The sequence below is a fragment of the Accumulibacter sp. genome (assembly GCF_036625195.1).
GTDB lineage: Bacteria > Pseudomonadota > Gammaproteobacteria > Burkholderiales > Rhodocyclaceae > Accumulibacter.
Map to the genome: position 1 here is coordinate 655,010 of NZ_JAZKUG010000001.1, position 21,959 is coordinate 676,968.

Here is a 21,959-nt window from a genome sequence, read left to right on the forward strand (position 1 = left end):
AGCATGCATTTCGATCGAGAGTTAGATGTCAAGGGCCTCAACTGCCCCTTGCCCATCCTGCGGACCAAGAAAGCGCTTGCCGAAATGTCGGCAGGTGAGGTGCTGCATGTATTGGCGACGGACCCCGGCGCCGTCAAGGATTTCGAGGCCTTCGCCAGACAAACGGGCAACGAGCTGCTGTCGCGTTCCGAGACCGGCAAGTCCTTCGAGTTCTTTATCCGGCGCAAGTGACACGCCCAGCCATCACAACGCGTGGCGCGTGAGGGCTCAGGCGCCCGCAGCTTGATGTCGGGCAGCAGCGACTTCGCGCTGTTCGATGGTGATCGCGGCGATGCGCTGCTGCTTGGCGGCTGCTGCCGTATTTTCCGGCTCGCCGCAAGGCGCGATCCCACACCTCTTTTCGTGGCGATCGAGGGTGAACTCGCGGCCGGGCGGTGGGTTGCGATGGCCGCCGATTACGCACTCGCGACCTCCTTTGAGGCCGCCGCAACGGCGATACCTGGAGTGGGAGCAGTCATCCGCGCCTGGGTGTTCCAGAGTGGCGAATGGCTCGACGCGCAGGCAGTCAGCGATTTCCTGTCCGCCCGCGTGGCCGTCCTCCCTGAAGCGCAGAGAGCGACGGGCATCGCCGATCTGCTGCCAAGCGTCTCGACTTCACGGTACGCAGACCAGGTGAGGCAGATCCGCGACTGGATCGCTGCTGGCGACTGCTATCAGATAAACCTCACGTTCCCCATGCGCTGTCGTGTCTATGGCGACCCGCTGGCTCTGTATCGACGCTTGCGGGCAAGACAACCTGTACGCTATGGCGGCTACTTGGAAATCGCCGGCGAGAGAATCCTTTCGTTTTCTCCCGAGCTGTTCTTCCAGCGCCAAGCGGACCAAGTGCTGACGCGGCCGATGAAAGGCACTGCAGCTCGCGGCACAACGGCGGCAGAGGATGAGGCGCGGCGTGCAGCTCTCGTCTCTTCGCCCAAGGAGCGCGCGGAAAACATAATGATCGTCGACTTGCTCCGCAACGATCTCGGACGGCTGGCCCAACCCGGAAAGATCCACGTGCGTGCCCTCTGCGAGACTGAGGCCTACCCGACACTGTGGCAGATGGTATCCACGGTGTCCGCTGAGCTGCCAGGCGTAAACCTTGTCGACCTGTTCCGCGCACTGTTTCCGTGCGGCTCGATCACTGGCGCACCGAAGATCCGCGCCATGCAACGCATCGCCGAACTAGAGCAGGAACCGCGCGGGCTATACACTGGCGCTCTGGGCTGGCTGGCCCCGGGCGGCGACTGCCGCTTCAACGTGGCCATCCGCACCCTCGAACTCGACCCGCACGGGTACGCGCGGATGGGCGTCGGCAGCGGCATCGTCGCCGATGCCGTTGCGGCGAGTGAATACGCCGAGTGCCTGCTGAAAGCGCGTTTTCTGGTCGACTCCGACCCCGGATTCGAACTCTTCGAAACGCTGCGCCTCGAAGCCGGCCGCTATCCCCTGCTGCGTTTGCATCTCGAGCGCCTGCAGGCGTCGTCCGCCAGCCTTGGCTTCACCTGTGAGCTACCCCGCCTGTCGGCCGCGCTCGCCGCTGCCGCCACCAGCCATCCGGAAGGTGTCTTCCGGGTTCGCCTGCTGCTCCGCCACGATGGGAGCCATGTCACCGACGTGTCGCCGCTGACAGACGACGCAGCGGCTGAACGTACGGCGGTGTTCGCCAGCGACGCCGTGTCCGCCGATGACTACCTCCTGCGACACAAGACCACGGCGCGGTGTCGATACGATCGCGCGCTGGCGGCACTGGCCGATCGACCCACGGTGTTCGATGCGATCTTCTGCAACGAACGCGGCGAGGTCTGCGAAGGCGCGCGCAGCAACGTGTTCGTCGCGCACGGCGGACTGCTCCTGACCCCCCCGCCGTCCTGCGGTCTGTTGCCGGGAGTCCTGCGGCGACAGTTGCTCGAGTCAGGACGTGCGGTCGAAAGGATCCTCCGGCGGACTGACCTGCAGCGGGCCTCTGGCCTCTACCTCGGCAACGCCCTGCGTGGCTTGGTCGCCGTGACCCTGGCCGGCTGAACGGCCTAGAGCGCATGAAGGAGCCTACTGCGCAACCGATGTGCTGCGTTGCGCAGTCGTTCACTCTGCGCCCATGCACTTGATACGCCTAGTCATTCGCCCCCATCGCGCCTTGCATCGCGGCCTGCGCGAGACGATTTCTTCACGACCGCTCGACCGCCGCCGCGGAGCGGCGGCGGTCGAGCTTCGTCAGTGGCCGGCCGGCCTCCGGCCTCCGTCAAGGCGCGCACGCTGCGGCTCGAGTTCGGCGAGGGTCGCGATGAAAGCGTCTAAACGCTGTCTCTCCTGTTCGACCACCACAGCCGGTGCACGCGCCACGAAGCTCGCATTGGCCAGCTTGGCTCTCGCCTTGCCAATCTCACCGCTGAGCCGGGCGATCTCCTTGTCGAGCCTTTCACACTCTACGCCGACATCGATCTCGACCTGCAGCATGAGTCTGGTCTCACCGACGACGGCAATCGGCGCATTGGCGCTGCCCGGCATCTGGGGAACGATCTGCATCTCGGAGAGCTTGCAAAGCGCCTTCAGATAGGGAGCGAAATCGGCCAATACGCTCGCCTTGCCGCAAGCGACCAAAGGCACCCGCACTGCCGGCGACAGTTTCATTTCGCCGCGCAGATTGCGACAGGCGTATGCCAGTGACTTCAACTCCTGCACGCTGGCTTCGCTCTGCGCATCGATCTTCTCCGGCTGCGCCTGCGGATAGGCTGCCAGCATCACCGAGTCATGCGTCTTGCGACCCGCAAGCGGGGCCACCGCCTGCCAAAGTTCTTCAGTGATGAACGGCAGCAGCGGATGTGCCAGGCGAAGAACTGCCTCCAGCACGCGGGCCAACGTCCGACGCGTCCCCCGCACCTCTGCTTCGCTCCCGTGCTGCAGCTGAACCTTCGACAGTTCGACGTACCAGTCACAGAACTCGTCCCAGACGAATTCGTAAAGCGACCGCGCCAGCAGATCAAAACGGTAGTCGGCGAAATGCTGCGCCAGTTCGGCCTCGGCACGCTGCAGCCTGCTGACGATCCAGCGGTCTGCAAAGGAGAAGGCAAGTCGGGTTGTGCAACCGCCGGGCGTGCAGTCATCGAGGCCCAGATCGTGCCCGGCAGTGTGCATCAGGACAAAACGGCTCGCGTTCCACAGCTTGTTGCAGAAATTGCGGTAGCCCTCGCAGCGGCCGAGATCGAACTTGATGTCACGTCCCGGACTGGCGAGCGAGAGGAAGGTGAAGCGCAGGGCATCGGTACCAAAGGCCGCAATCCCGTGCGGATACTCCTTGCGCGTTCGCTTCTCGATCTGCTCGGCCTGCTTCGGGTTCATCAGCCCGCTGGTACGCTTCTCGATCAGCGCATCGAGACCGATGCCGTCGATGAGATCGATCGGGTCGAGCACGTTGCCCTTTGACTTGCTCATCTTCTGCCCTTCGGCGTCCCTGATGAGGCCGTGGACATAGACATGCCTGAACGGGATGCGGCCGGTGATGTGCCGAGTCATCATGACCATCCGCGCAACCCAGAAGAAGATGATGTCGAACCCCGTGACGAGCACCGTCGACGGCAGGTGGAGGTCCAGTGCGGGGTTGCTCTCCACCGGCCATCGCGGCGTCCAGTCGAGCGTCGAAAACGGCCACAGCGCCGACGAATACCAAGTGTCGAGGACATCCGGGTCACGCACCAGCGGACCCTGGCAGCCGGCAGCGTTCGCTTCCGCCCTCGCCTCGTCCTCGTCGTGGGCGACGAAGACCCGCCCATCTTCGCTGTACCAGGCGGGAATCTGGTGACCCCACCAGAGTTGCCGCGAGATGCACCAGTCCTGAATGTTGTTCAACCATTGGTTGTAGGTGTTGACCCAGTTCTCCGGAAAAAAGCGGATCTCGCCTGAAGCGACGCAGTCGAGGGCCTTGCCGGCGATGCTGCTGCCGTCGGCACCAAGCTTGCTCATCGCCACGAACCATTGGTCGGTGAGCATCGGCTCGAGGACGACACCCGTGCGATCTCCACGTGGAACCTTGAGAGCATGCGGCTCGACCTGGTCCAGAAAGCCGTGCTGCTCGAGATCACTGACGACCAGTTCGCGCGCGGCGAAGCGATCGAGACCGCGATAGCGTTCCGGAGCGTTGTCGCTCACGCGCGCGTCGAGCGTCAGAATCGGGATCATCGGTAGCCGGTGACGCTGAGCGACCGCGTAGTCGTTGAAATCGTGTGCCGGGGTCACCTTGACACAGCCGGTGCCAAAGGCGAGATCGACATAGGCATCGGCAATGATCGGGATTTCGCGCCCACACAGTGGCAGGCGGACCATCTTCCCCAAAAGGTGGCGGTAGCGCTCGTCGTCGGGGTGAACCATGACCGCGGTGTCACCGAGCATCGTCTCAGGACGGGTCGTCGCGACAACCAGCGACGCGCTGCCGTCAGCCAATGGGTAACGAATGTGCCAAAGATGCCCGCGCTCCTCTTCCTGGACCACTTCCAGGTCAGAAACTGCGGTCTGCAGGACGGGGTCCCAGTTGACCAAGCGCTTGCCGCGATAGATCAGACCCTCCCGGTAGAGTCGGACGAAGGTCTCGGTGACCGTTCGCGACAGGCCGGCGTCCATCGTGAAACGTTCGCGGCTCCAGTCGGGCGAGGTGCCCAAGCGGCGCATCTGGCGGGTGATGGTGCTACCCGAAAACTCCTTCCACTGCCATACCCTCTGCAAGAACTTCTCGCGCCCGAGATCATGGCGCGAGACCCCTTCGGCGTCGAGTTGGCGCTCGACGACGATCTGCGTCGCAATTCCTGCATGATCGGTACCCGGCTGCCACAGTGTGTTGTCACCCCGCATGCGGTGGTAGCGCGTCAGCGCATCCATGATCGCCTGATTGAAGCCGTGGCCCATGTGCAGCGTACCGGTGACGTTGGGCGGTGGCAGCAGGATGCAGAAAGAGCTACCTTTGCCCGTGTCCAAGCCCGCACCGAAGTAGCCCCGTGCCTCCCAGACAGGATACCAGCGACGTTCGATCTCTGCCGGTTCAAAGCTCTTGGCGAGTTCCATGGGCGCGCATCACGAGAGGTGAGGGAAGCACATTATAACGGATCGTCCATGGCCTCAGCTGTCACCCGCCGCGTTCCGACCGTTGCCGGCGACGAGCGTTCCTCGAACCCCGGCAGCGGCAGCTGGCCACGTTGCGCTAGGAAGTCATCCAGTACGGCAACTATGGCTGCAGTGATCCCCCGTCGCAGTTGCACGCCCGCGCTGTCCAGGGTCGACGCGATGAGGGCCGGCGTTTCGCTCGCCAGCCGCTGCTCGAGCTGGTGGCAAAGGTCACCGGCAAGATGAGCGCGAAGGGCCGCAGCGACTGCTGCCGGCACTTCATCTACAGCACCCGTTGCCGGAGGAACGACCTCAGTGAGCAACGGCAGATCCTCGTCCTCGCCACCAGCCATCGCGCCGCCTCCGACGGCGGGCCGGTCTGCGGTCGACGCGACGAAGCTGCGCCGACGCCGCCCGGGACGGGGATTGCCGTGACGTTCGGCGCCAGTCGCACCCGCATCGGATCCGATCAGCGAATCCGCACGCCTGATCAGGTCGCCGTCGTCCGCCATCAGACTCTCCCCCCTTGATCGAAGTACTGAATGTCATAGCCACGATCGCGGTAGAACCGCGCGCGCTGGCGCCCGGCAATTCGCCCCTCGTCATCCTGGCCGACGATCTCGATCAGGCTATTGAAACGCGAGAAACCCGGCGGCACCTCAGGTGCCAAGTTGAACAGCCGCTCATCACGATCGATGGCATCCAGTCGGCCGGCAATCACCACCGGTGTTTCTCCAGCCAGCGGAGAATCGCTGGCGACGTGCGGCACGAAGCCGGTCGGTGGATGTAGCCAGAGGTGACGGTCGAGGGCCGCGGCAACCGCAGTGTCGGGCGCGTAGACCAGCAAGCTCTTCTTTTGGCCCACCGCCCGGGCAATCAGGCTGGCGGCCGTTGCCACCCGATCGGCGGTGTTGTGGTAGAAGAAGATCCGGGTCAATGAAGTCTTCCGGCTCGTTTGAGCAGATAGTGTAGGAGCAGCGAAACCGGTCGCCCCGTCGCACCCTTGTCGTTCCCCGACTTCCAGGCCGTACCGGCGATGTCAAGATGCGCCCAGACGTACTTCCGCGCGAAACGGGCGAGAAAGCAGGCAGCCGTGATGCTGCCGGCGAAGCGGCCACCGACATTCGACATGTCGGCAAACGGGCTCTTGAGCAGCTCCTGATAGTCGCCCCACAATGGCATCTGCCAAGCACGATCGTGTGCCTCGTCACCGGCGTGCAGCAGCTCGCGAGCGAGCGTGTCGTTGTTGGCGAAAAGACCGGTGGCGACGTGACCGAGAGCGATCACGCAGGCACCGGTCAGCGTCGCGACGTCGACCACGATATCCGGGTCGAAGCGCGCAGCATAGGTCAGTGCATCGCACAGGATCAGCCGGCCCTCGGCATCGGTGTTGAGGATCTCGATGGTCTGACCGGACATCGAGGTAACGATATCGCCCGGACGCGTCGCCCCCCCGCCCGGCATGTTTTCCGCCGCCGGAACGATCACGGTCAGGTTGAGCGGCAGTCTCATCGCGGCCACTGCCTTCATGGTACCGAGCACGCTGGCAGCGCCGCACATGTCGTATTTCATCTCGTCCATGTCGGCCGCCGGTTTGAGGGAGATGCCACCCGTGTCGAAGGTGATGCCCTTGCCGATCAGCGCCAGGGGCTTGTCATCCCCCTTGCCTCCCTTGTACTGGAGGACGATCAGCTTGGCTGGCTGGCGCGAACCGCTGGCAACTGCGAGCAGGGAATGCATGCCCAGTGCGGTCATCTCGTCGCGGTCAATTATCTGGCAGTCGAGCTTGTGCTCGACCGCCAGCCTCTGTGCCGTTTCGGCGAGATGGCTGGGCGTACACACATTGGCTGGCAGATTGGCAAGATCCTTGGCCATGTTGATGCCCTCGCCGATCGCCTGACCCTGGATCAGGGCCGCCTCGGCGGCGGCAAGTTCATTCCGCCGGTCGACGACGAAGGTCAGCTTGCGCAGCGGCCGGCGCACCTTGTCCTTCTTGCTCTTGAACTGGTCGAAGCGATAGACCGCCTCGTGCGCAACGATCACCGCCTGTCGCACACGCCACGCCGTACTGCGTCTCCTGACGGCAGTGTCGGTCAGGAAGACCGTCCCGTCGAAGGATCCCGTTTCATTCAGCGTGCGCACCGCCACACGGATGGCATCAGCGAACTCCTTGTCACCAAACTCCTTCTCCTTTCCGAGTCCAACCAGCAACACCCGATCGCACAGGGTGCCGGGAACGTTGTGCAGCAGCAAGGTGGAACCTGCCTTGCCCTCCATGTCACCGCGACGAATGATGTCCGACAAATGGTTCCGGGCCGCATTGTCGAGGACTTCGCCCGTCAGCGTCAGCTTCCGCGGTTCGAAGACGCCGATTACCACACAGGCACTGCGCTGCTTCTCCGGGCTGCCACTTTTTATGCTAAATTCCACCGACCCCCTCCTCGTCAAGCGCGTGCTGGTTCAGAAAAGCATCGATTATCACTGCAGTATTTCAGCAAAGTCAAAGAATGATCTTTCAGCGGGCGGTGCGGCGCGAGTTTGCGCAGACGGCGGCAGGTATCTTCACGGCTCTGTTCGCGATCATGCTGACAACGCAGTTGATCCGCCTGCTCAACGAGGCTGTCCAGGGCAAGGTCGAAGCGGACGCCGTGGCAGCACTGCTTGGCTTTGCCGCACTCAACTACCTGCCGCACCTGCTGTCTCTGTCGCTGTTCGTCGCCATTCTCCTGAGTCTCTCCCGGGCTTACCGCGACTCCGAGATGGTCGTCTGGTTTTCCTGTGGTCTACCGCTGACAGCATGGATCCGCCCCGTCATCGACTTCGCCGCGCCGTTGGTGGCGACCATCGCCGCACTGGCCTTCTTCCTGTCGCCCTGGGCCGTGTCCGAAAGCATCGAGTTCCGCAACAAGCTCAGCACGCGCCGGGACGCCGGTCAGGTGGCACCTGGCACCTTTCAGGAATCATCGACGGGCAACCGCGTGGTGTTTGTCGAAGAAGTCGCCGATGACACCAGCCACGTGCGCAACGTCTTCGTCAGTGACACGCGTCCCGACCACCTCGGCATCACCACCGCCGGCACGGGATACCAGGAGATTGCCGCCAACGGCGATCGCTTCATCGTCCTTCAGGAAGGTCGCCGCTACGAGTTCGCGCCGGGGAGCGCCGAGATCAGTCAGATCGAGTTCGCACGCTATGCGGTTCGCCTGGAAACCAAGGAGGCGCGCGGTGTGGTCCAGACGCCCCGCAGCATGGGCACTGTGGAACTGGCGGCGAACGACTCGCGGCAACATCGAAGCGAACTGCTCGGCCGCCTCAGCCTGCCGATTTCGGCGCTGATCCTGGCGCTGCTGTCGATTCCGCTCTCCTTCGTCAATCCGCGCGCCGGTCGCTCGGCCAACATGCTGCTGGCGATTCTGGCCTATCTGTTCTACAACAATCTGGTGACCATCGGTCAGGAATGGGTGGCGCGCGGCAAGCTCTCCTTCTCCGTCGCCCTGCTCGGCATTCATCTGCTGATGCTGTGTCTCCTGCCCGTGCTCTTCTACCGACGGATTGCCGTATCCTCCTTTTTGCGGCTGGCGCGATGAAGGTCTATCAGCGCTACCTCGCGCGCGAAGTAGTCATCGCGGTCCTGCTCGTCCTGCTCGCCTTCCTGGCACTCTTCGCCTTTTTCGATCTGCTCGGCGAGGTGGGCAGTCTCGGCCAAGGTGGCTACAGGATTCAACATGCCTTTGTCTATGTCCTGCTGCGTCTCTCCGGGCGGGCCTATGAACTGATGCCCCTGGCCATCCTGATTGGCACCCTGTATGCGCTGGCCAACCTGTCGCGGCACTCCGAAATCACTGTCTTGCGTGCCTCCGGTCTATCGACCGGCCGGCTGCTCGTCTGCCTGTGCCAGATCGCTGCTGCGTTTGCCGTCCTCACCTTCCTGATCGGCGAGTACGTCGCACCACCGGCGGAGCATGCCGCCAGCCAGTTGCGGCTGAAGGAACGTGGGCGCACGATGCAGGAACTGCGCAGCGTGCGCAATCTGCGTTCCGGGCTATGGGTCAAAGACGAAAGGAACTTCATCAACATCCGCCTCCTCCTCTCCGACAGGAGTCTGCGCGGCATCCGGATCTTCCAGTTTGACGAACACGGCAAGCTGCGCAGCGTGACCGAGGCAGGCGCAGGGGAATTCACAGCGGCCGACGGCTGGCGCTTGACTGACGTAGCCCATACCGTGCTGCAGAAGGACAGCGCCAAAGTCGAGAAGCTGGCTGAATTGTCGTGGCGCTCGGCGCTGAATCCCGAAATGCTTGCTGTGCTCATGCTTCCACCCGACCGCATGTCGCTGCGTCATCTGTCGGCGTATACGAGGCACCTGTCCGACAATCGCCAGCGAACCAACCGCTACGACATCGCGTTCTGGAAGAAGATCGTCTACCCGCTCGCTGGTCTGGTCATGGTTGCCCTGGCCCTGCCGTTCTCCACCGGCCATCACCGCGCATCGGGAATCGGCTTGCAGATCTTCGTCGGGGTCATGATCGGAGTCCTCTTTCACACGCTCAACGGCCTGTCGTCGAACCTTGGAGCAATCCATGGTTGGCCACCTCTGCTGAGTGCAGCGGCTCCGTCGGCCCTGTTCCTGCTGGCGGCGGGGCTGATGATCTGGTGGGTTGAACGGCGCTGAGGGGAGCAGTCGCGCTTCAGGCAAGAATGAGGCGGGTCCCGGCAAGGCGATCGTGCAGAAACTGCCCGTCGCGGTCGAGAAGGGCCCAGGCGAGACCGGCTCCGCCAAGCACGACGCTTGGCCAGCTGAGAAGGTAACGCAACAGCGCCTGCCCCGGCCGAAGGGGTAGACCATCGGAACTCACCAGGCGGATGCGCCACGTCTTCATCGCGAGTGTCTGCCCACCATGCAACCAGAACCAGACGAAATAGACCAGCAGGACAAGAAAGCAATGCACCTGGATGATCGCCGGGGAGGCCATGCGCTGCGCAAAGACACCAAGCATGAGGTGCGGCAAGACGAAAAGGACGGCAAGCACGGCCAGCACGAGCAGCGACTCGTAACACATGCTGGCGAGCCGGCGGGCAATCCCGGGGCTGGCGACGGGCCGTGCGAGCGGCACGCCGTCAGCGCCCCGAATCTCCAGCGCCAGCGCCAGGGGCCGGGACCGCTTCGGCCGCCGGCACCGTGGCGTTGCCGGGCGCCGACGACGGCAGGGCAGCGACTCCGTCCGTGCCATCCTTCGATGCCCTGCCGGTCGCCAAGCCGGACTGGGTCTCGCGTGGGGCAGCTGGCGGGGTCGTGCTCAGAGGGGCGTGCCCGGGCTTCGGCAGCGGCCTGCTTGCGGCCTGTTTCTTCAACCGCTCCTTCTCCTCTTCCGGCAGGCTCGAGTACTCTTCCCATTTCTGCCGCAACTGTTCCTTCTTCTCGGCCGGCAACTGACTGGCGCTGAGAAAGTTCTCGCGCGCCAAGGCGCGCTGTGCCGGAGTCAGCTTGCCCCACTCCTGCATCTGCGTCTGGATGCGTTTCTGCTCAGCAGGCGTCATGCTGGCAAAACGCCGCGCGATGCCGAGCCACTTCTTCTGGCGATTGGACTCCAGGCTATCCCAGTCGTCACTCAACGGCGCGAGGACGATCTTCTGCTCGACGGTCAGTTCGGTCCACTGCGGTTGCGCCGGAGTGATGATTGCCGACGGCCCGGACACCTCGGCCCCGACCGGCAGCACCAGCAGGAGACTTGCCAGGACTGCTATTGCTGCGCCGAGCTTTTCAGCCATGCAGCAAAGCCCTTGTCGGTGAAGGCAGCGACCGGCAGTTCGTCCGAGAGCAGCGCGCTATCAATGACCTCGAGCTCGGAAATGCTCTGCTCGGCATGCCAGACCGTGTAGGTACCGATCCCCAGCACCACAAAAAGGACAAGCGCCACCTGCCTGAGACGTAAATGGTCTGCCTGCTGCTGCAGAAAGCCGGCGACCCCAGCCAGCGCGCCATGCCGAACGGCCACTTTCTGCCTCGCCAGCGCGAGCCGCCGTCCGGCTTCCAGGCGCGAGCGCGTGTCCCCCGGCAACTCGTGCAAGCCACGGTTCAGGTGCTGCCTGAGTTTGTAGGCGAAATGCTGTTCGTTCATAGCGTGATTCCTTTTGCCTTCAGTGCTGCTGCCAGCGTGTGATTGGCACGCGAGCAATGCGTCTTGACGCTGCCCTCAGAGCAGCCCATGGCGGCTGCCGTCGTGGCGACGTCCATGTCTTCCCAGTAACGCAGCAGGAAGGCTTCGCGTTGACGCGTTGGCAAGGAGGCGATCTCTTTCTCAATGATGGCAAGGACTTGCGTTTGCTCGAGCTGCTCCTCGGGCAGCTGCGGACTATAGGACCCCGATTCGCTGCCAAAGGTTTCGAGTGGATCGTGGTCCTCATCATCGTTCGGCGACAGCGCCGACAGCAGCGTCGTCCACAGCGAGCGCACCCGGCTGCGCCGATAGTAGTCCCGGATGGTGTTTTGCAGGATGCGCTGGAACAGCATCGGCAGTTCTTCGGCGGGGCGGTCACCGTACTTCTCGGCGAGCTTCATCATCGCGTCCTGGACGATGTCGAGCGCCGACTCTTGGTTGTGCACGGCGAACATGGCCTGCTTGAATGCACGACGTTCGACGGCAGTCAGGAAATCCGACAGTTCGCGTTGGCTGGCCAGAGCGAAAATCCTTGCATTTTCAATTTGGAAGTGGCTACCGCAGTCGCTGGTCGTCGTGAACGCCTTGACCAATCGAAGCCAAAGCTTTAACGTTGCTGATTTTTTTAACGTAACTTGCTTGCTGGGGCGACGGCAATGACGATGATGACCGGTGCTGAGATTGTAATCAGGTGCCTGCAGGAAGAAAAGGTCGAGTACGTTTTCGGCTATCCCGGTGGCGCCGTGCTGCACATTTATGATGCGCTCTTCAAGCAGGATCAGGTGAAGCACGTTCTCGTCCGCCACGAGCAAGCTGCCGTACACGCTGCCGACGGCTTGGCACGCTCGTCGAACAGGGTCGGCGTCGCGCTCGTCACCTCCGGCCCGGGTGCGACCAATGCCGTGACCGGGATCGCTACAGCCTACATGGATTCGATCCCGGTCGTCGTCATCTCGGGGCAGGTGCCGAACGACTACATCGGCCAGGACGCCTTCCAGGAGTGCGATACCGTCGGCATCACGCGGCCCTGCGTCAAGCACAACTTTCTGGTCAACGACGTACACAAGCTCGCGCTGACGCTGAAGAAGGCCTTCTACATCGCCAACAGCGGTCGCCCCGGTCCGGTCGTCGTCGACATCCCCAAGGACGTCACCGCCGCCAAGTGCAAATTCGAATATCCGGAAGCCATCCAGATGCGCTCGTACAACCCGGTGGTCAAGGGTCATCTGGGCCAGATCAGGAAGGCCGTACACCTGTTGCTCGAAGCCCGGCGACCGATGATCTATACCGGAGGCGGGGTCATTCTGGCGAATGGCGCCGAGCAACTGACCCGCCTGACCCGCCGCCTCGGCTTTCCGATCACCAATACCCTGATGGGGCTCGGCGCGTTTCCGGCGACCGACCCACAGTTCCTCGGCATGCCGGGCATGCACGGTACGGTCGAGGCCAACCTTGCGATGCAACACTGCGACGTGCTGCTCGCCATCGGTGCCCGCTTCGACGACCGGGTGATCGGCAATCCCGACAACTTCGCGTCGATCCCGCGCAAGATCATCCATGTCGACATCGACCCCTCGTCGATCTCGAAACGGGTCAAGGTCGACATCCCGATCGTCGGCAATGTCCCCGACGTGCTCGAGGAGATGCTCCGCCTGCTCAGCGCGGGGAACGCCGCACCGGACGCGCAGGCTCTGGCCGCGTGGTGGAAGGAGATCGCCGCCTGGCGCGCCAAGCAGTGCATGAAGTACGCCAGGAAGAAGAACGTCATCATGCCGCAGTACGTCATCGAGAAGCTGTATGAGGTGACCGCCGGCAAGGCCATCGTCACCTCTGACGTCGGTCAGCACCAGATGTGGGCAGCGCAGTACTACAAGTTCGATGAGCCCCGCCGCTGGATCAATTCAGGCGGCCTCGGAACGATGGGGGTCGGCCTGCCGTACGCCATGGGTGCCGCCCTGCAGCACCCGGAGATGCCGGTGGTCTGCGTCACCGGCGAGGGTTCGATCCAGATGTGCATCCAGGAGCTGTCGACGGCTAAGCAGTTCCGCCTGCCCATCAAGATCGTCAACCTCAACAACCGCTATCTCGGCATGGTCCGGCAGTGGCAGGAGATGTTCTACGGCAGCCGCTACTCGGAGTCGTACATGGATTCGCTTCCGGACTTCGTCAAGCTCGCCGAGGCCTACGGTCACGTCGGCATCCGCGTCGAGCGGCCGGAGGATGTCGAGCCGGCGCTGCGCAAGGCGTTCATCGACCACAAGGACGATCTCGTGTTCATTGACTTCATCACCGATCAGAAGGCAAACGTGTTCCCGATGGTCGCCGCCGGCAAGGGTCTGGCGGACATGATCCTCACCGAAGACCTGTAGGGGGAAGCAAGATGCGACACATCATCTCGATCCTGCTCGAGAACGAAGCAGGTGCCCTGTCACGCGTCGCCGGCCTCTTTTCCGCCCGTGCGTACAACATCGAAACGCTGACGGTGGCACCGACAGAAGACGTCTCGCTCTCCCGCCTGACGATCGTCACCACCGGCACCGATGCGGTGATCGAGCAGATCACCAAGCAGCTGAACAAGCTGATCGACGTCATCAAGGTCGTCGACCTCTCGGAGGCGGCGCACATCGAGCGTGAGTTGATGCTGATCAAGGTGCGCGCCACCGGCAAGGACCGCGAGGAGCTGAAGCGCTTGGCCGACATCTTCCGCGGCCACATCATCGACGTGACCGAATCGACCTATGTCATCGAACTGACCGCCAGCGGCTCAAAGCTCGACTCGTTCATCCAGGCGATCGACGCCGGACTCATTCTCGAGACGGTCCGCACCGGCGTATGTGGCATCGGTCGCGGCGAACGCATTCTCAAGGTCTGAGCAGACCACCGACAACAGCAAGCAGAGGAAATCAAATGAAAGTCTTCTACGACAAGGATGCCGACCTTTCACTGATCAAGGGCAAGAAGGTCACCATCGTCGGCTATGGCTCGCAGGGCCACGCACACGCGCAGAATCTCAATGACTCCGGAGTCAAGGTCACGGTCGGGCTGCGCAAGGACGGTGCTTCGTGGAGCAAGGCCGAGGCGGCTGGATTGAAGGTGGAGGAGGTCGCCAGAGCGGTCCGCAGTGCGGACGTGGTGATGATTCTGCTGCCCGACGAGAGCATTCCGCAGGTCTACAACGCCGATGTGGCGCCGAACATGAAGAAGGGTGCCGCCCTGGCTTTTGCGCATGGTTTCAACATCCATTACAACCAGGTGGTGCCACGCGACGACCTCGACGTGATCATGGTTGCGCCAAAGGGCCCGGGACACACCGTACGTTCGGAGTACCTCAAGGGTGGTGGCGTGCCGTCGCTGATCGCCGTGCACCAGGATCGTTCAGGCAAGGCGCGCGACATCGCCCTCTCCTATGCTGCCGCCAATGGAGGTACCAAGGGCGGTGTGATCGAGACCAACTTCCGCGAGGAAACCGAGACCGACCTCTTCGGCGAACAGACCGTGCTCTGCGGTGGCGCGGTGGAACTGGTCAAGATGGGTTTCGAGACCCTGGTCGAGGCCGGTTACGCGCCCGAGATGGCGTATTTCGAGTGCCTGCACGAATTGAAGCTGATCGTCGACCTGATGTACGAGGGGGGGATCGCCAACATGAACTACTCGATCTCGAACAATGCCGAGTATGGCGAGTACGTCACCGGTCCTGAGGTGATCAACGAGACCTCACGCACAGCGATGCGGTCCGCCTTGCGGCGGATCCAGAACGGTGACTACGCCAAGATGTTCATCCTTGAAGGACGTACCAACTATCCCTCGATGACCGCCCGTCGCAGGCTGACGGCGCAGCACGAGATCGAGGTCGTCGGCGCCAAGCTGCGCGACATGATGCCCTGGATCAAGAAGAATCGTCTGGTCGACCAGAGCAAGAACTGATTGCTCCCTGGCGCGGCGGCAGGCCCGGTCTGGCACCAGAGCACGACCCCTGCCGCCGCGCCGGGTCTTCGATGCACCTCACCGCACACCTGCCCGCCGACGGTCTACCGACACGGCACCGGTGGCCACCGGCAACCTGCCCAGCAAGCTCCCGGCAGCGGCTTCCGCGTCTGACTCCAGCCTGACAGAGCAATGCCAGAAATCAAGCCTCGCAAGACACTCTTCAACCCCGAGTTGCGGCGTCGAGGCATCTACGTCCTGCCCAACCTGTTCACCACAGCCGCCCTGTTCTGCGGCTTCTTCGCCATCGTGCAGGCAATGACCGGCAGCTTCGAGCGGGCCGCAGTGGCAATCTTCGTGGCGATGATCCTGGACGGCATCGATGGGCGGGTGGCGCGGATGACGCGAACTCAGAGCGCTTTCGGGGCCGAGTACGACTCGCTCTCCGACATGGTCTCCTTTGGCGTCGCGCCAGCACTCGTCATCTATGCTTGGGCCCTGAAGGACATGGGCCGCCTCGGCTGGATTGCCGCATTCGTCTACTGCGTTGGTGCAGCGTTGCGCCTGGCACGTTTCAACACCAGCCTGGAGGTGGTCGACAGACGGTACTTCCAAGGCCTGCCCAGCCCGGCTGCAGCGGCTCTGGTCACCGGTTTCTTCTGGGTGATGATCGACAAGAGCGTCGCCGCTGCCGAAGTCCGCTGGCTGGCCTGCGGGCTGGTGGTCTTTGCCGGCATTTCCATGGTCTCGAATCTGCGTTTCTACAGCTTCAAGGACATCAACCTGCGGCGCAGCGTCCCTTTCATCTTCGTCGTCGGTATCGCCCTGGGCTTTGCCGTCCTGTCGTACGATACGCCAGTCGCCGTGTTCGGCCTCTTCGTCGCCTACTCCGTGTCCGGCTACATCGTGGCGCTGCTGCAACGATGCAGACGCAGAACGCAACCACAGCTACCGCCTCGCGTCTGAGTTCGAACCACGGCTCCCTGACCACAGCGAGCAAGTGCAGTGGCATGCGGAGTGCCGCTGGCAGCCTCATTGACACGGCGATTCGAAACTGTTTATAGTCCAGCGCATACCTCAGCCCAATCAAGGGTCCTGCCACATCCTGATCGGTGCCTGACTGTTGCGACGGGCGCTGCAGCGCGACACACGCCACGAAAGCCATCCCCCTATTTGCGTACCGCAAGCCCTTGCCCGGCTCGGGCAACGACGCTGGCGGTCCCATCGTTCCATGCGGAGTCAGGACATGAAAGAGCATCTGGTAATCTTCGACACCACGTTGCGGGACGGCGAACAGAGCCCCGGCGCTTCGATGACCAAGGAAGAAAAACTGCGCGTTGCTCGGCAACTGGAGCGCATGCAGGTCGACGTGATCGAGGCGGGGTTCGCGGCAGCCTCCCCGGGAGACTTCGCAGCGATCCAGAACATTGCTCGCGTCATCAAGAGCTCGACGGTCTGCTCCCTGGCCCGCTCGAGCGAGAACGACATTCGTCGTGCCGGCGAGGCCATCGCCCCGGCGGCACGCGGTCGCATCCACACCTTTATCGCCACCAGTCCGATCCACATGGAGAAGAAGCTGCGCATGACGCCGGATCAGGTGGTCGAAGCAGCCGTAAGAGCCGTGCACTGGGCACGCGAGTACACCGATGACGTAGAGTTCTCGGCCGAAGACGCAGTGCGCTCCGAAGTCGACTTCCTTTGCCGCGTCTTCGCGGCGGTCATCGAGGCTGGTGCCAGCACGATCAACGTGCCCGACACCGTCGGCTACAGCGTTCCCACGGTCTGGGGCGAGTTGATGCGTACCGTGATTGCGCGGGTCCCGGGAGCTGGGCGCGTCGTCTGGTCCACGCACTGCCACAACGATCTTGGCATGGCGGTCGCCAACTCACTGGCGGCGGTACTCGCCGGGGCAAGGCAGGTCGAGTGCACGATCAACGGTCTCGGCGAGCGCGCGGGCAACGCCTCACTCGAGGAAGTCGTGATGGCCGTCCGCACGCGCAGCGACCTGTTTCCGGTACAGACTCGCATCGATACGACACAGATCGTTCCCGCTTCGAAGCTGGTGTCGCAGATCACCGGCTACCCGGTGCAGCCGAACAAGGCGGTGGTCGGCGCCAACGCCTTTGCCCATGAATCGGGCATCCATCAGGACGGAGTCCTCAAGCATCGAGAGACCTACGAAATCATGCGGGCCGAGGATGTTGGCTGGGCTCAGAACAAGCTGGTGCTCGGCAAGCATTCGGGACGCAACGCTTTCAAGTCCCGCCTGTCGGCACTCGGCATCGTGCTCGAAAGCGAGGAGGCGCTCAACGCCGCCTTTGGCCGCTTCAAGGAACTGGCGGACAAGAAGCACGAGATTTTTGACGAGGACCTGCAGGCGCTGGTCTCCGATGATGAAATGACGCCGCCAGGTGAGCACTTCAAGCTGGTCTACTCGCGCGTCTGCTCGGAAACCGGTGAAACGCCGGCAGCCGACGTCACTCTGACCGTGGGCGGGGTCGAGCGGAAGGCTGCAGGCATCGGCAGCGGCCCGGTCGATGCAACGTTCAAGGCAATCGAGTCGATCGCCGCCAGTGGCGCACAGTTGCTGCTCTACTCGGTCAACGCGATCACCACCGGGACCGACGCACAGGGCGAAGTCACGGTTCGCCTGGCGCGGCAGGGGAGAATCGTCAACGGCAACGGTGCCGATACGGACATCGTCATCGCTTCCGCACGAGCCTATCTCAACGCCTTGAACAAACTGCAGTTTCCCGATCGGCTGGACCCGCAGGGCGACGTCTGAGCAGAGCCTCGCCCGCTGCGCGCGGCGGCCGCCCAGCTGGAGCGACTGCTTTCAGAGCGCGGACGGGCGCGTGCGGCGAGCGTAGCCGACACAGGAACAGAAGAAGATCGACGCCAGGAAGATTTCGGTGATGGCCAGCAGTTGTGCCGCACCGTGCTCGGTGGTTGCCCGCACGATGCCTTCGGTGAGGTACAACAGGATCAGCATCGACGCCCACTGGTACGTGTAGCGCCGTCCGTTGAGAATGCCAAAAAGCGGCGCCAGCAAAGGCAAGCACTTCAGCGCCAGCCAAGTACCTCCGGGTACTACCGGCGCCAGGCGCAACTCCCACGCCAAGCAGAGGAAGATCAGCGCAATCAGGCTGCCACAAGCACCCAGATAGAAGACACGGATCATCGCGGACGCAGTTGCAGGGCGATCGATGCCAGTCTGCGTCCTTGCGCAAAGGCGAGCTGCCGCTCTTCGTCGGAGAGTGTCGGGCTCCCTTCCGGACCAGCCACATGGCTGGCGCCATACGGCGTACCACCGCTGCGGGTGACCGAGAGCGCACTTTCGCTGTAGGGCAGGCCAAGCAGCAGCATGCCGTGGTGGAACAGAGGCAGCATCATCGACAGCAGCGTACTCTCCTGACCGCCGTGCGCACTGGCGGTCGAGGTGAAGACGCATGCAGGCTTGCCGGCCAGGACGCCGGCCGACCAATGCGCCGCGGTGCTGTCCCAGAAGTACTTCATCGGCGCCGCCATGTTGCCGAAACGGGTGGGACTGCCGAGCGCAAGGCCGATGCACTCGTCGAGATCGGCGGCATCGGCGTACGGCGCCCCAACGGGCGGGATCCCCGGTTCGCCGACGGTACACACGGTGGCGACCCGCGGCACCGTCCGCAAGCGAGCCGTGACGCCGGCGACGGACTCGACGCCGCGCGCGATCTGCTGTGCCAAGGCCCGTACGGAACCCCGATGACTGTAGTAAAGGACGAGAATCTCCGACATCGGCTTATTATATCCACCTCATGTTCTTCTCACGCTTCCCTTGGCGCCGCTTTCTGGGACGCATCGCGCGTCGCTTCGTCGAAGAGAACTTCGACCAAATCAGTGCCAGTCTCGCCTTCACGACCCTGCTGTCGCTGGTGCCGCTGGTCGCCGTAGTCCTCAGCATCGTCGCCGCAGTGCCGTTCTTTCCCAGCATGGTCGAGCAGCTCGAACTCTTCCTGGCACGCAGCTTCCTGCCCGAGCGCAGTGCCGGGATGATCATCGAACACGTCCTGCAGTTCTCCCGGCAAGCGATCAAGGTCACTGCCGTCGGTTCATTGGTGCTGGTGGCGACGGCAGCGATGCTGCTGCTGACCATCGAACGCGCCTTCAACCACGTCTGGCTGGTACGCGAAACACGCTCCTGGTGGCGGCGCGCCCGCCTCTATTCAGGCCTGATCGTCCTCTGGCCACTGGTCATCGGTGGCGTCCTGCTGGCAACCTCTTATGCCGTGACGGTCTCCCTCGGCCTGCTGCATGAACCCGGGTGGCTGGGACGACTGCTGTTCAGGGCGCTCGGCCTGATGATCGCCGGACTCTTCCTTGGCGGACTCTACCATGCCTTGCCGAATACCCGCGTCGCGGCGCGCGACGCTGCCTGCGCGGGCATCGTCGCGACGATCGGCTTCCTCATCCTGCAGCAGGGGTTTGAGCTCTACCTCGCCAGCTTTCCATCGTACACCGCGGTCTATGGCGCCTTTGCGACGGTGCCGGTGTTCCTGCTCTGGCTCTACCTGTCCTGGGCGGTCGTCCTGCTGGGCGCACTGGTGGCTGCCACTCTGCCAGAGTTCAGGGCTCGTTGCGCGAAAGACGCGCCGCCCTAATGCGGATTCTGGTCCGGCTCGATCGAAAGGATCTCGATGCTGCCCGTCTCTTCGTCGACACAAGTCCGGTTGACCTCGCGCACGATGAGATTCTGGCCCTCGATCAGGAGCAACAGCTTCCTGCTCTCCCTGGGAACGACGCCGGCAGCGACGATCAACGCTTGCCGTGAGCGCAGCTTGGGAATCTCCGGCAGGATCAGCACCCGTTGCAGATCCGTGCCGCCGTTCCCGCCCGGCAGCGCCAGAGTCGCCGGTACGGCCTTCGGCGCCAGAACCTGCAGTCCGAGTTCGAGGTGCTCGGGGTTTTCCGAGATCGCCCAGCGCACCAGGCAAATCTGCCAGTTGGGATCGAGCGCGGTACGCACCGTCACCACGTCGCCTACCGTCAGCGCCCCGGGCTTGCCGGAGACATGCATCACGGCATAACCCTCGGGACTTTCATTGGTGATCATCCAGGTCGACAGATCGACGTTAACCCCTTCCCCCTTGCGGGACAGGTGCCACAATCCATCGATACCGGCAGCGAGGAGGGTGCGATGGTTCTGCCGCCGGCGATGGAAGCGGCGTCGGCCAGCATCGCCCCACCGCGCCGAGAGTCTTTGCAGCACTCCCCGGCCGGCAGCCGTGCCCGCAAAATCCGGCAGGTTCAGGTCCTGCGGCAGCGCACCACCCTCGAGTTGATCGATCTGCGCCCTGAGCAACAGACAGAGGGCGGAACTCGAAAACCCGCTGCCCGGCGAATCCGCCTGCAGCGGTTTGCGCAGTGAGGAAACCGCTGGCGCGTCACGCGCCGGGTCGATCCAGAAAACGCCGGGTGCTCGCAGGGAACCGTTCGGAACCGCCTCGATGTGGTGGCAGAAGCGTTCGAAATAGCTGGCGAGGAACAGCACTTCGCGCGGCGTCAGCGAAGCCGGCTGGGCACACCCGAGGAGTACGGCCGCGTGGTAGACCTCCTGCAGGCTGCGCGGCGCGCCTTCGGGGCGTACCGTATGCAACCGCGACCGCTGCGCGGTGGCATAGGTCTGGTGAAGTTGCTGCCAGGCGCCGGCACGTGCCGGCGAAGCGATCAGGTCGCTGATCATGAGTTGCCTGGCGACTGCATCCACGCTGCGCCACAGCGCCAGGTCGGGTGCCCGGGATGGGTCTGCGTTCTTCGGCGGCGGCCCCCTCTCGAACAAGGCCAGCGCTTCGTCGGCGAGCATCTGCAACAGGTCGAGGACACTGCGAACGATGCGTCGCTCCTTCCGCGGCACCGGCAACACCAAGTCGATGCTCAGCGCCGGGAGTAGGCCGTCGATCACCGTGCTGCTTCGTCGATACAGGCCATCCAGCGCAAGAGCGCGCTGTTCCGCCGACCCCCCGACGTCGCGCAGGGCTATCAGGTGTGAGCGCAGCGACGGCAACTCCTCGACGGGGTGCGGCGCAAGCGGCAGCGCCAGCCATTGCAGGATCGACCGTATTCCGGATTCCGGAGCGGCTCCGCGATCCTTGCCCGTAGCGGTAGAAGGGGTCTCGGTCATCAGGCCACCTGCGAAGGAGGTTTGCATCACGGCGCGGGCAGCTGCAGCGGCGTTCGCTGCCCGACGGAACGAAGCAACTGCCGGAAAGGGGAATGGCACGCCCCAGCCCGTCGCCATTGCGTGCCCTGAACTGCCTCTGGCTTTGATTATATACTGCCAGGAAACAGGGAAGTGTGTTGCCCACCTCTCCGAAGGATGGCTCAGGCGGGGCAGGAGGCCCCTCAAAAAGCCGCGGGCCGATGCTGAAACCGCGATGAGCTACCGATCGCGCACGCCCGGAAGGCCCTTTGTTGTTATAATTCGCGCTTTTTTCTGCTCTGGAAGAGAGTCACATGGTCGTTATTCGTCTTGCCCGTGGTGGCGCCAAGAAACGCCCGTTCTACAACATGGTCGTAACCGATTCACGGTCCCGTCGCGATGGTCGTTTCATCGAGCGCATCGGCTTCTACAATCCGCTCGCGACGGAGAAGGAGCAGGGCCTGCACGTCGCGGTCGATCGCCTGAGCTACTGGCAGCAGCAAGGTGCGCAGGCTTCGCCGACCGTCACCCGCCTGCTCAAGCAGGCCGCCGCCAAGGTAGCGGCCTAGGCA

22 protein-coding genes are annotated in these 21,959 nt (G+C 63.3%); 11 read left to right on the forward strand and 11 right to left on the reverse strand.

Annotation, left to right across the window (positions count from 1 at the left end):
• Nucleotides 1-3 precede the first annotated feature (3 nt).
• Together V5B60_RS02975 and pabB are read left to right on the forward strand one after the other, a co-directional pair.
• Nucleotides 4-231, forward strand: a complete 228-nt coding sequence (locus V5B60_RS02975; RefSeq protein WP_332345545.1) for a sulfurtransferase TusA family protein — start codon at nt 4-6, stop codon at nt 229-231.
• A 54-nt stretch (nt 232-285) separates the two neighbouring features.
• Complete coding sequence (gene pabB, locus V5B60_RS02980) at nt 286-2,064, forward strand: aminodeoxychorismate synthase component I (protein WP_332345546.1); 1,779 nt, start codon at nt 286-288, stop codon at nt 2,062-2,064.
• A gap of 189 nt (nt 2,065-2,253) precedes the next feature.
• On the opposite strand, the gene V5B60_RS02985 is transcribed toward pabB, so the two are convergent.
• The 4 genes from V5B60_RS02985 to V5B60_RS03000 are packed head-to-tail and all read right to left on the reverse strand — an operon-like array spanning nt 2,254 to nt 7,560.
• Nucleotides 2,254-5,091, reverse strand: coding sequence for a valine--tRNA ligase (locus V5B60_RS02985; protein WP_332345547.1), 2,838 nt, complete (start codon nt 5,089-5,091; stop codon nt 2,254-2,256).
• A 32-nt stretch (nt 5,092-5,123) separates the two neighbouring features.
• Nucleotides 5,124-5,642 (reverse strand): hypothetical protein, encoded by a 519-nt coding sequence (locus V5B60_RS02990; protein WP_332345548.1) that lies wholly within the window; start codon nt 5,640-5,642, stop codon nt 5,124-5,126.
• Nucleotides 5,642-6,067, reverse strand: a complete 426-nt coding sequence (locus tag V5B60_RS02995; protein ID WP_332345549.1) for a DNA polymerase III subunit chi — start codon at nt 6,065-6,067, stop codon at nt 5,642-5,644. The genes V5B60_RS02990 and V5B60_RS02995 overlap by 1 nt, the downstream gene beginning before the upstream one ends.
• Nucleotides 6,064-7,560, reverse strand: coding sequence for a leucyl aminopeptidase (locus V5B60_RS03000; RefSeq protein ID WP_332345550.1), 1,497 nt, complete (start codon nt 7,558-7,560; stop codon nt 6,064-6,066). Before V5B60_RS03000 ends, V5B60_RS02995 begins: the two co-directional genes overlap by 4 nt.
• A 77-nt stretch (nt 7,561-7,637) precedes the next feature.
• On the opposite strand from V5B60_RS03000, the gene lptF reads away from it, so the two are divergent.
• Both lptF and lptG read left to right on the forward strand, forming a co-directional pair.
• On the forward strand, nt 7,638-8,717 hold the full coding sequence (gene lptF / locus V5B60_RS03005) for an LPS export ABC transporter permease LptF (protein ID WP_332345551.1): 1,080 nt from the start codon (nt 7,638-7,640) through the stop codon (nt 8,715-8,717).
• Nucleotides 8,714-9,802, forward strand: coding sequence for an LPS export ABC transporter permease LptG (gene lptG / locus V5B60_RS03010; RefSeq protein ID WP_332345552.1), 1,089 nt, complete (start codon nt 8,714-8,716; stop codon nt 9,800-9,802). Before lptF ends, lptG begins: the two co-directional genes overlap by 4 nt.
• A gap of 16 nt (nt 9,803-9,818) precedes the next feature.
• On the opposite strand, the gene V5B60_RS03015 is transcribed toward lptG, so the two are convergent.
• The 4 genes from V5B60_RS03015 to V5B60_RS03030 are packed head-to-tail and all read right to left on the reverse strand — an operon-like array spanning nt 9,819 to nt 11,809.
• Entirely contained in the window at nt 9,819-10,244 is a 426-nt protein-coding gene (locus tag V5B60_RS03015; RefSeq protein WP_332345553.1) for an RDD family protein, read from the reverse strand.
• Nucleotides 10,245-10,248: 4 nt separating this feature from the next.
• Complete coding sequence (locus V5B60_RS03020) at nt 10,249-10,899, reverse strand: DUF3106 domain-containing protein (protein ID WP_332345554.1); 651 nt, start codon at nt 10,897-10,899, stop codon at nt 10,249-10,251.
• Nucleotides 10,872-11,249: a DUF3619 family protein gene (locus V5B60_RS03025; RefSeq protein ID WP_332345555.1), complete on the reverse strand. Its 378-nt coding sequence runs from the start codon at nt 11,247-11,249 to the stop codon at nt 10,872-10,874. Before V5B60_RS03025 ends, V5B60_RS03020 begins: the two co-directional genes overlap by 28 nt.
• The gene (locus V5B60_RS03030; RefSeq protein ID WP_332350401.1) at nt 11,246-11,809 is read right to left on the reverse strand and encodes an RNA polymerase sigma factor; all 564 of its coding nucleotides are present in this window, start codon (nt 11,807-11,809) and stop codon (nt 11,246-11,248) included. The genes V5B60_RS03025 and V5B60_RS03030 overlap by 4 nt, the downstream gene beginning before the upstream one ends.
• A 135-nt stretch (nt 11,810-11,944) precedes the next feature.
• Here V5B60_RS03030 and V5B60_RS03035 point away from each other — a divergent pair, with 135 nt between their 5' ends.
• From V5B60_RS03035 to V5B60_RS03055, 5 genes are all read left to right on the forward strand, one after another.
• On the forward strand, nt 11,945-13,657 hold the full coding sequence (locus V5B60_RS03035; protein WP_332345556.1) for an acetolactate synthase 3 catalytic subunit: 1,713 nt from the start codon (nt 11,945-11,947) through the stop codon (nt 13,655-13,657).
• Nucleotides 13,658-13,668: 11 nt separating this feature from the next.
• Nucleotides 13,669-14,160, forward strand: a complete 492-nt coding sequence (gene ilvN, locus V5B60_RS03040) for an acetolactate synthase small subunit (RefSeq protein WP_034935674.1) — start codon at nt 13,669-13,671, stop codon at nt 14,158-14,160.
• Nucleotides 14,161-14,195: 35 nt separating this feature from the next.
• Nucleotides 14,196-15,212, forward strand: coding sequence for a ketol-acid reductoisomerase (gene ilvC / locus V5B60_RS03045; protein ID WP_332345557.1), 1,017 nt, complete (start codon nt 14,196-14,198; stop codon nt 15,210-15,212).
• A gap of 192 nt (nt 15,213-15,404) precedes the next feature.
• Nucleotides 15,405-16,178 (forward strand): CDP-diacylglycerol--serine O-phosphatidyltransferase, encoded by a 774-nt coding sequence (gene pssA / locus V5B60_RS03050; RefSeq protein ID WP_332345558.1) that lies wholly within the window; start codon nt 15,405-15,407, stop codon nt 16,176-16,178.
• A gap of 280 nt (nt 16,179-16,458) precedes the next feature.
• Entirely contained in the window at nt 16,459-17,997 is a 1,539-nt protein-coding gene (locus tag V5B60_RS03055; RefSeq protein WP_332345559.1) for a 2-isopropylmalate synthase, read from the forward strand.
• A 51-nt stretch (nt 17,998-18,048) separates the two neighbouring features.
• Here the strand turns inward: V5B60_RS03055 and V5B60_RS03060 are convergent, their stop codons facing one another.
• Nucleotides 18,049-18,393: a DUF2069 domain-containing protein gene (locus V5B60_RS03060; RefSeq protein WP_332345560.1), complete on the reverse strand. Its 345-nt coding sequence runs from the start codon at nt 18,391-18,393 to the stop codon at nt 18,049-18,051.
• Nucleotides 18,390-18,986, reverse strand: a complete 597-nt coding sequence (gene wrbA, locus V5B60_RS03065) for an NAD(P)H:quinone oxidoreductase (RefSeq protein WP_332345561.1) — start codon at nt 18,984-18,986, stop codon at nt 18,390-18,392. The genes V5B60_RS03060 and wrbA overlap by 4 nt, the downstream gene beginning before the upstream one ends.
• Before the next feature lie 20 nt (nt 18,987-19,006).
• Between wrbA and V5B60_RS03070 the strand changes: the two genes are divergently transcribed.
• Nucleotides 19,007-19,849 carry a YihY family inner membrane protein gene (locus V5B60_RS03070; RefSeq protein ID WP_332345562.1) on the forward strand — a complete coding sequence of 281 codons (843 nt, stop codon included), beginning with the start codon at nt 19,007-19,009 and terminating at the stop codon, nt 19,847-19,849.
• Here V5B60_RS03070 and V5B60_RS03075 read toward each other — a convergent pair.
• Complete coding sequence (locus tag V5B60_RS03075) at nt 19,846-21,369, reverse strand: hypothetical protein (protein ID WP_332345563.1); 1,524 nt, start codon at nt 21,367-21,369, stop codon at nt 19,846-19,848. The genes V5B60_RS03070 and V5B60_RS03075 overlap by 4 nt on opposite strands.
• Before the next feature lie 332 nt (nt 21,370-21,701).
• Here V5B60_RS03075 and rpsP point away from each other — a divergent pair, with 332 nt between their 5' ends.
• Entirely contained in the window at nt 21,702-21,956 is a 255-nt protein-coding gene (gene rpsP, locus V5B60_RS03080) for a 30S ribosomal protein S16 (RefSeq protein WP_332345564.1), read from the forward strand.
• Nucleotides 21,957-21,959: the final 3 nt, after the last annotated feature.

Bases quoted from the DNA above. Each gene is read 5' to 3' on its own strand.
- ilvC (WP_332345557.1), top strand. From the start codon at position 14,196: ATGAAAGTCTTCTACGACAAGGATGCCGACCTTTCACTGATCAAGGGC.
- V5B60_RS03070 (WP_332345562.1), top strand. From the start codon at position 19,007: ATGTTCTTCTCACGCTTCCCTTGGCGCCGCTTTCTGGGACGCATCGCG.
- ilvN (WP_034935674.1), top strand. From the start codon at position 13,669: ATGCGACACATCATCTCGATCCTGCTCGAGAACGAAGCAGGTGCCCTG.
- V5B60_RS02975 (WP_332345545.1), top strand. From the start codon at position 4: ATGCATTTCGATCGAGAGTTAGATGTCAAGGGCCTCAACTGCCCCTTG.
- wrbA (WP_332345561.1), bottom strand. From the start codon at position 18,986: ATGTCGGAGATTCTCGTCCTTTACTACAGTCATCGGGGTTCCGTACGG.
- pabB (WP_332345546.1), top strand. From the start codon at position 286: ATGTCGGGCAGCAGCGACTTCGCGCTGTTCGATGGTGATCGCGGCGAT.
- V5B60_RS03020 (WP_332345554.1), bottom strand. From the start codon at position 10,899: ATGGCTGAAAAGCTCGGCGCAGCAATAGCAGTCCTGGCAAGTCTCCTG.
- V5B60_RS03060 (WP_332345560.1), bottom strand. From the start codon at position 18,393: ATGATCCGTGTCTTCTATCTGGGTGCTTGTGGCAGCCTGATTGCGCTG.
- pssA (WP_332345558.1), top strand. From the start codon at position 15,405: ATGCCAGAAATCAAGCCTCGCAAGACACTCTTCAACCCCGAGTTGCGG.
- lptF (WP_332345551.1), top strand. From the start codon at position 7,638: ATGATCTTTCAGCGGGCGGTGCGGCGCGAGTTTGCGCAGACGGCGGCA.
- V5B60_RS02990 (WP_332345548.1), bottom strand. From the start codon at position 5,642: ATGGCGGACGACGGCGACCTGATCAGGCGTGCGGATTCGCTGATCGGA.
- lptG (WP_332345552.1), top strand. From the start codon at position 8,714: ATGAAGGTCTATCAGCGCTACCTCGCGCGCGAAGTAGTCATCGCGGTC.
- V5B60_RS03025 (WP_332345555.1), bottom strand. From the start codon at position 11,249: ATGAACGAACAGCATTTCGCCTACAAACTCAGGCAGCACCTGAACCGT.
- rpsP (WP_332345564.1), top strand. From the start codon at position 21,702: ATGGTCGTTATTCGTCTTGCCCGTGGTGGCGCCAAGAAACGCCCGTTC.
- V5B60_RS03055 (WP_332345559.1), top strand. From the start codon at position 16,459: ATGAAAGAGCATCTGGTAATCTTCGACACCACGTTGCGGGACGGCGAA.
- V5B60_RS03035 (WP_332345556.1), top strand. From the start codon at position 11,945: ATGACGATGATGACCGGTGCTGAGATTGTAATCAGGTGCCTGCAGGAA.
- V5B60_RS02985 (WP_332345547.1), bottom strand. From the start codon at position 5,091: ATGGAACTCGCCAAGAGCTTTGAACCGGCAGAGATCGAACGTCGCTGG.
- V5B60_RS03075 (WP_332345563.1), bottom strand. From the start codon at position 21,369: ATGACCGAGACCCCTTCTACCGCTACGGGCAAGGATCGCGGAGCCGCT.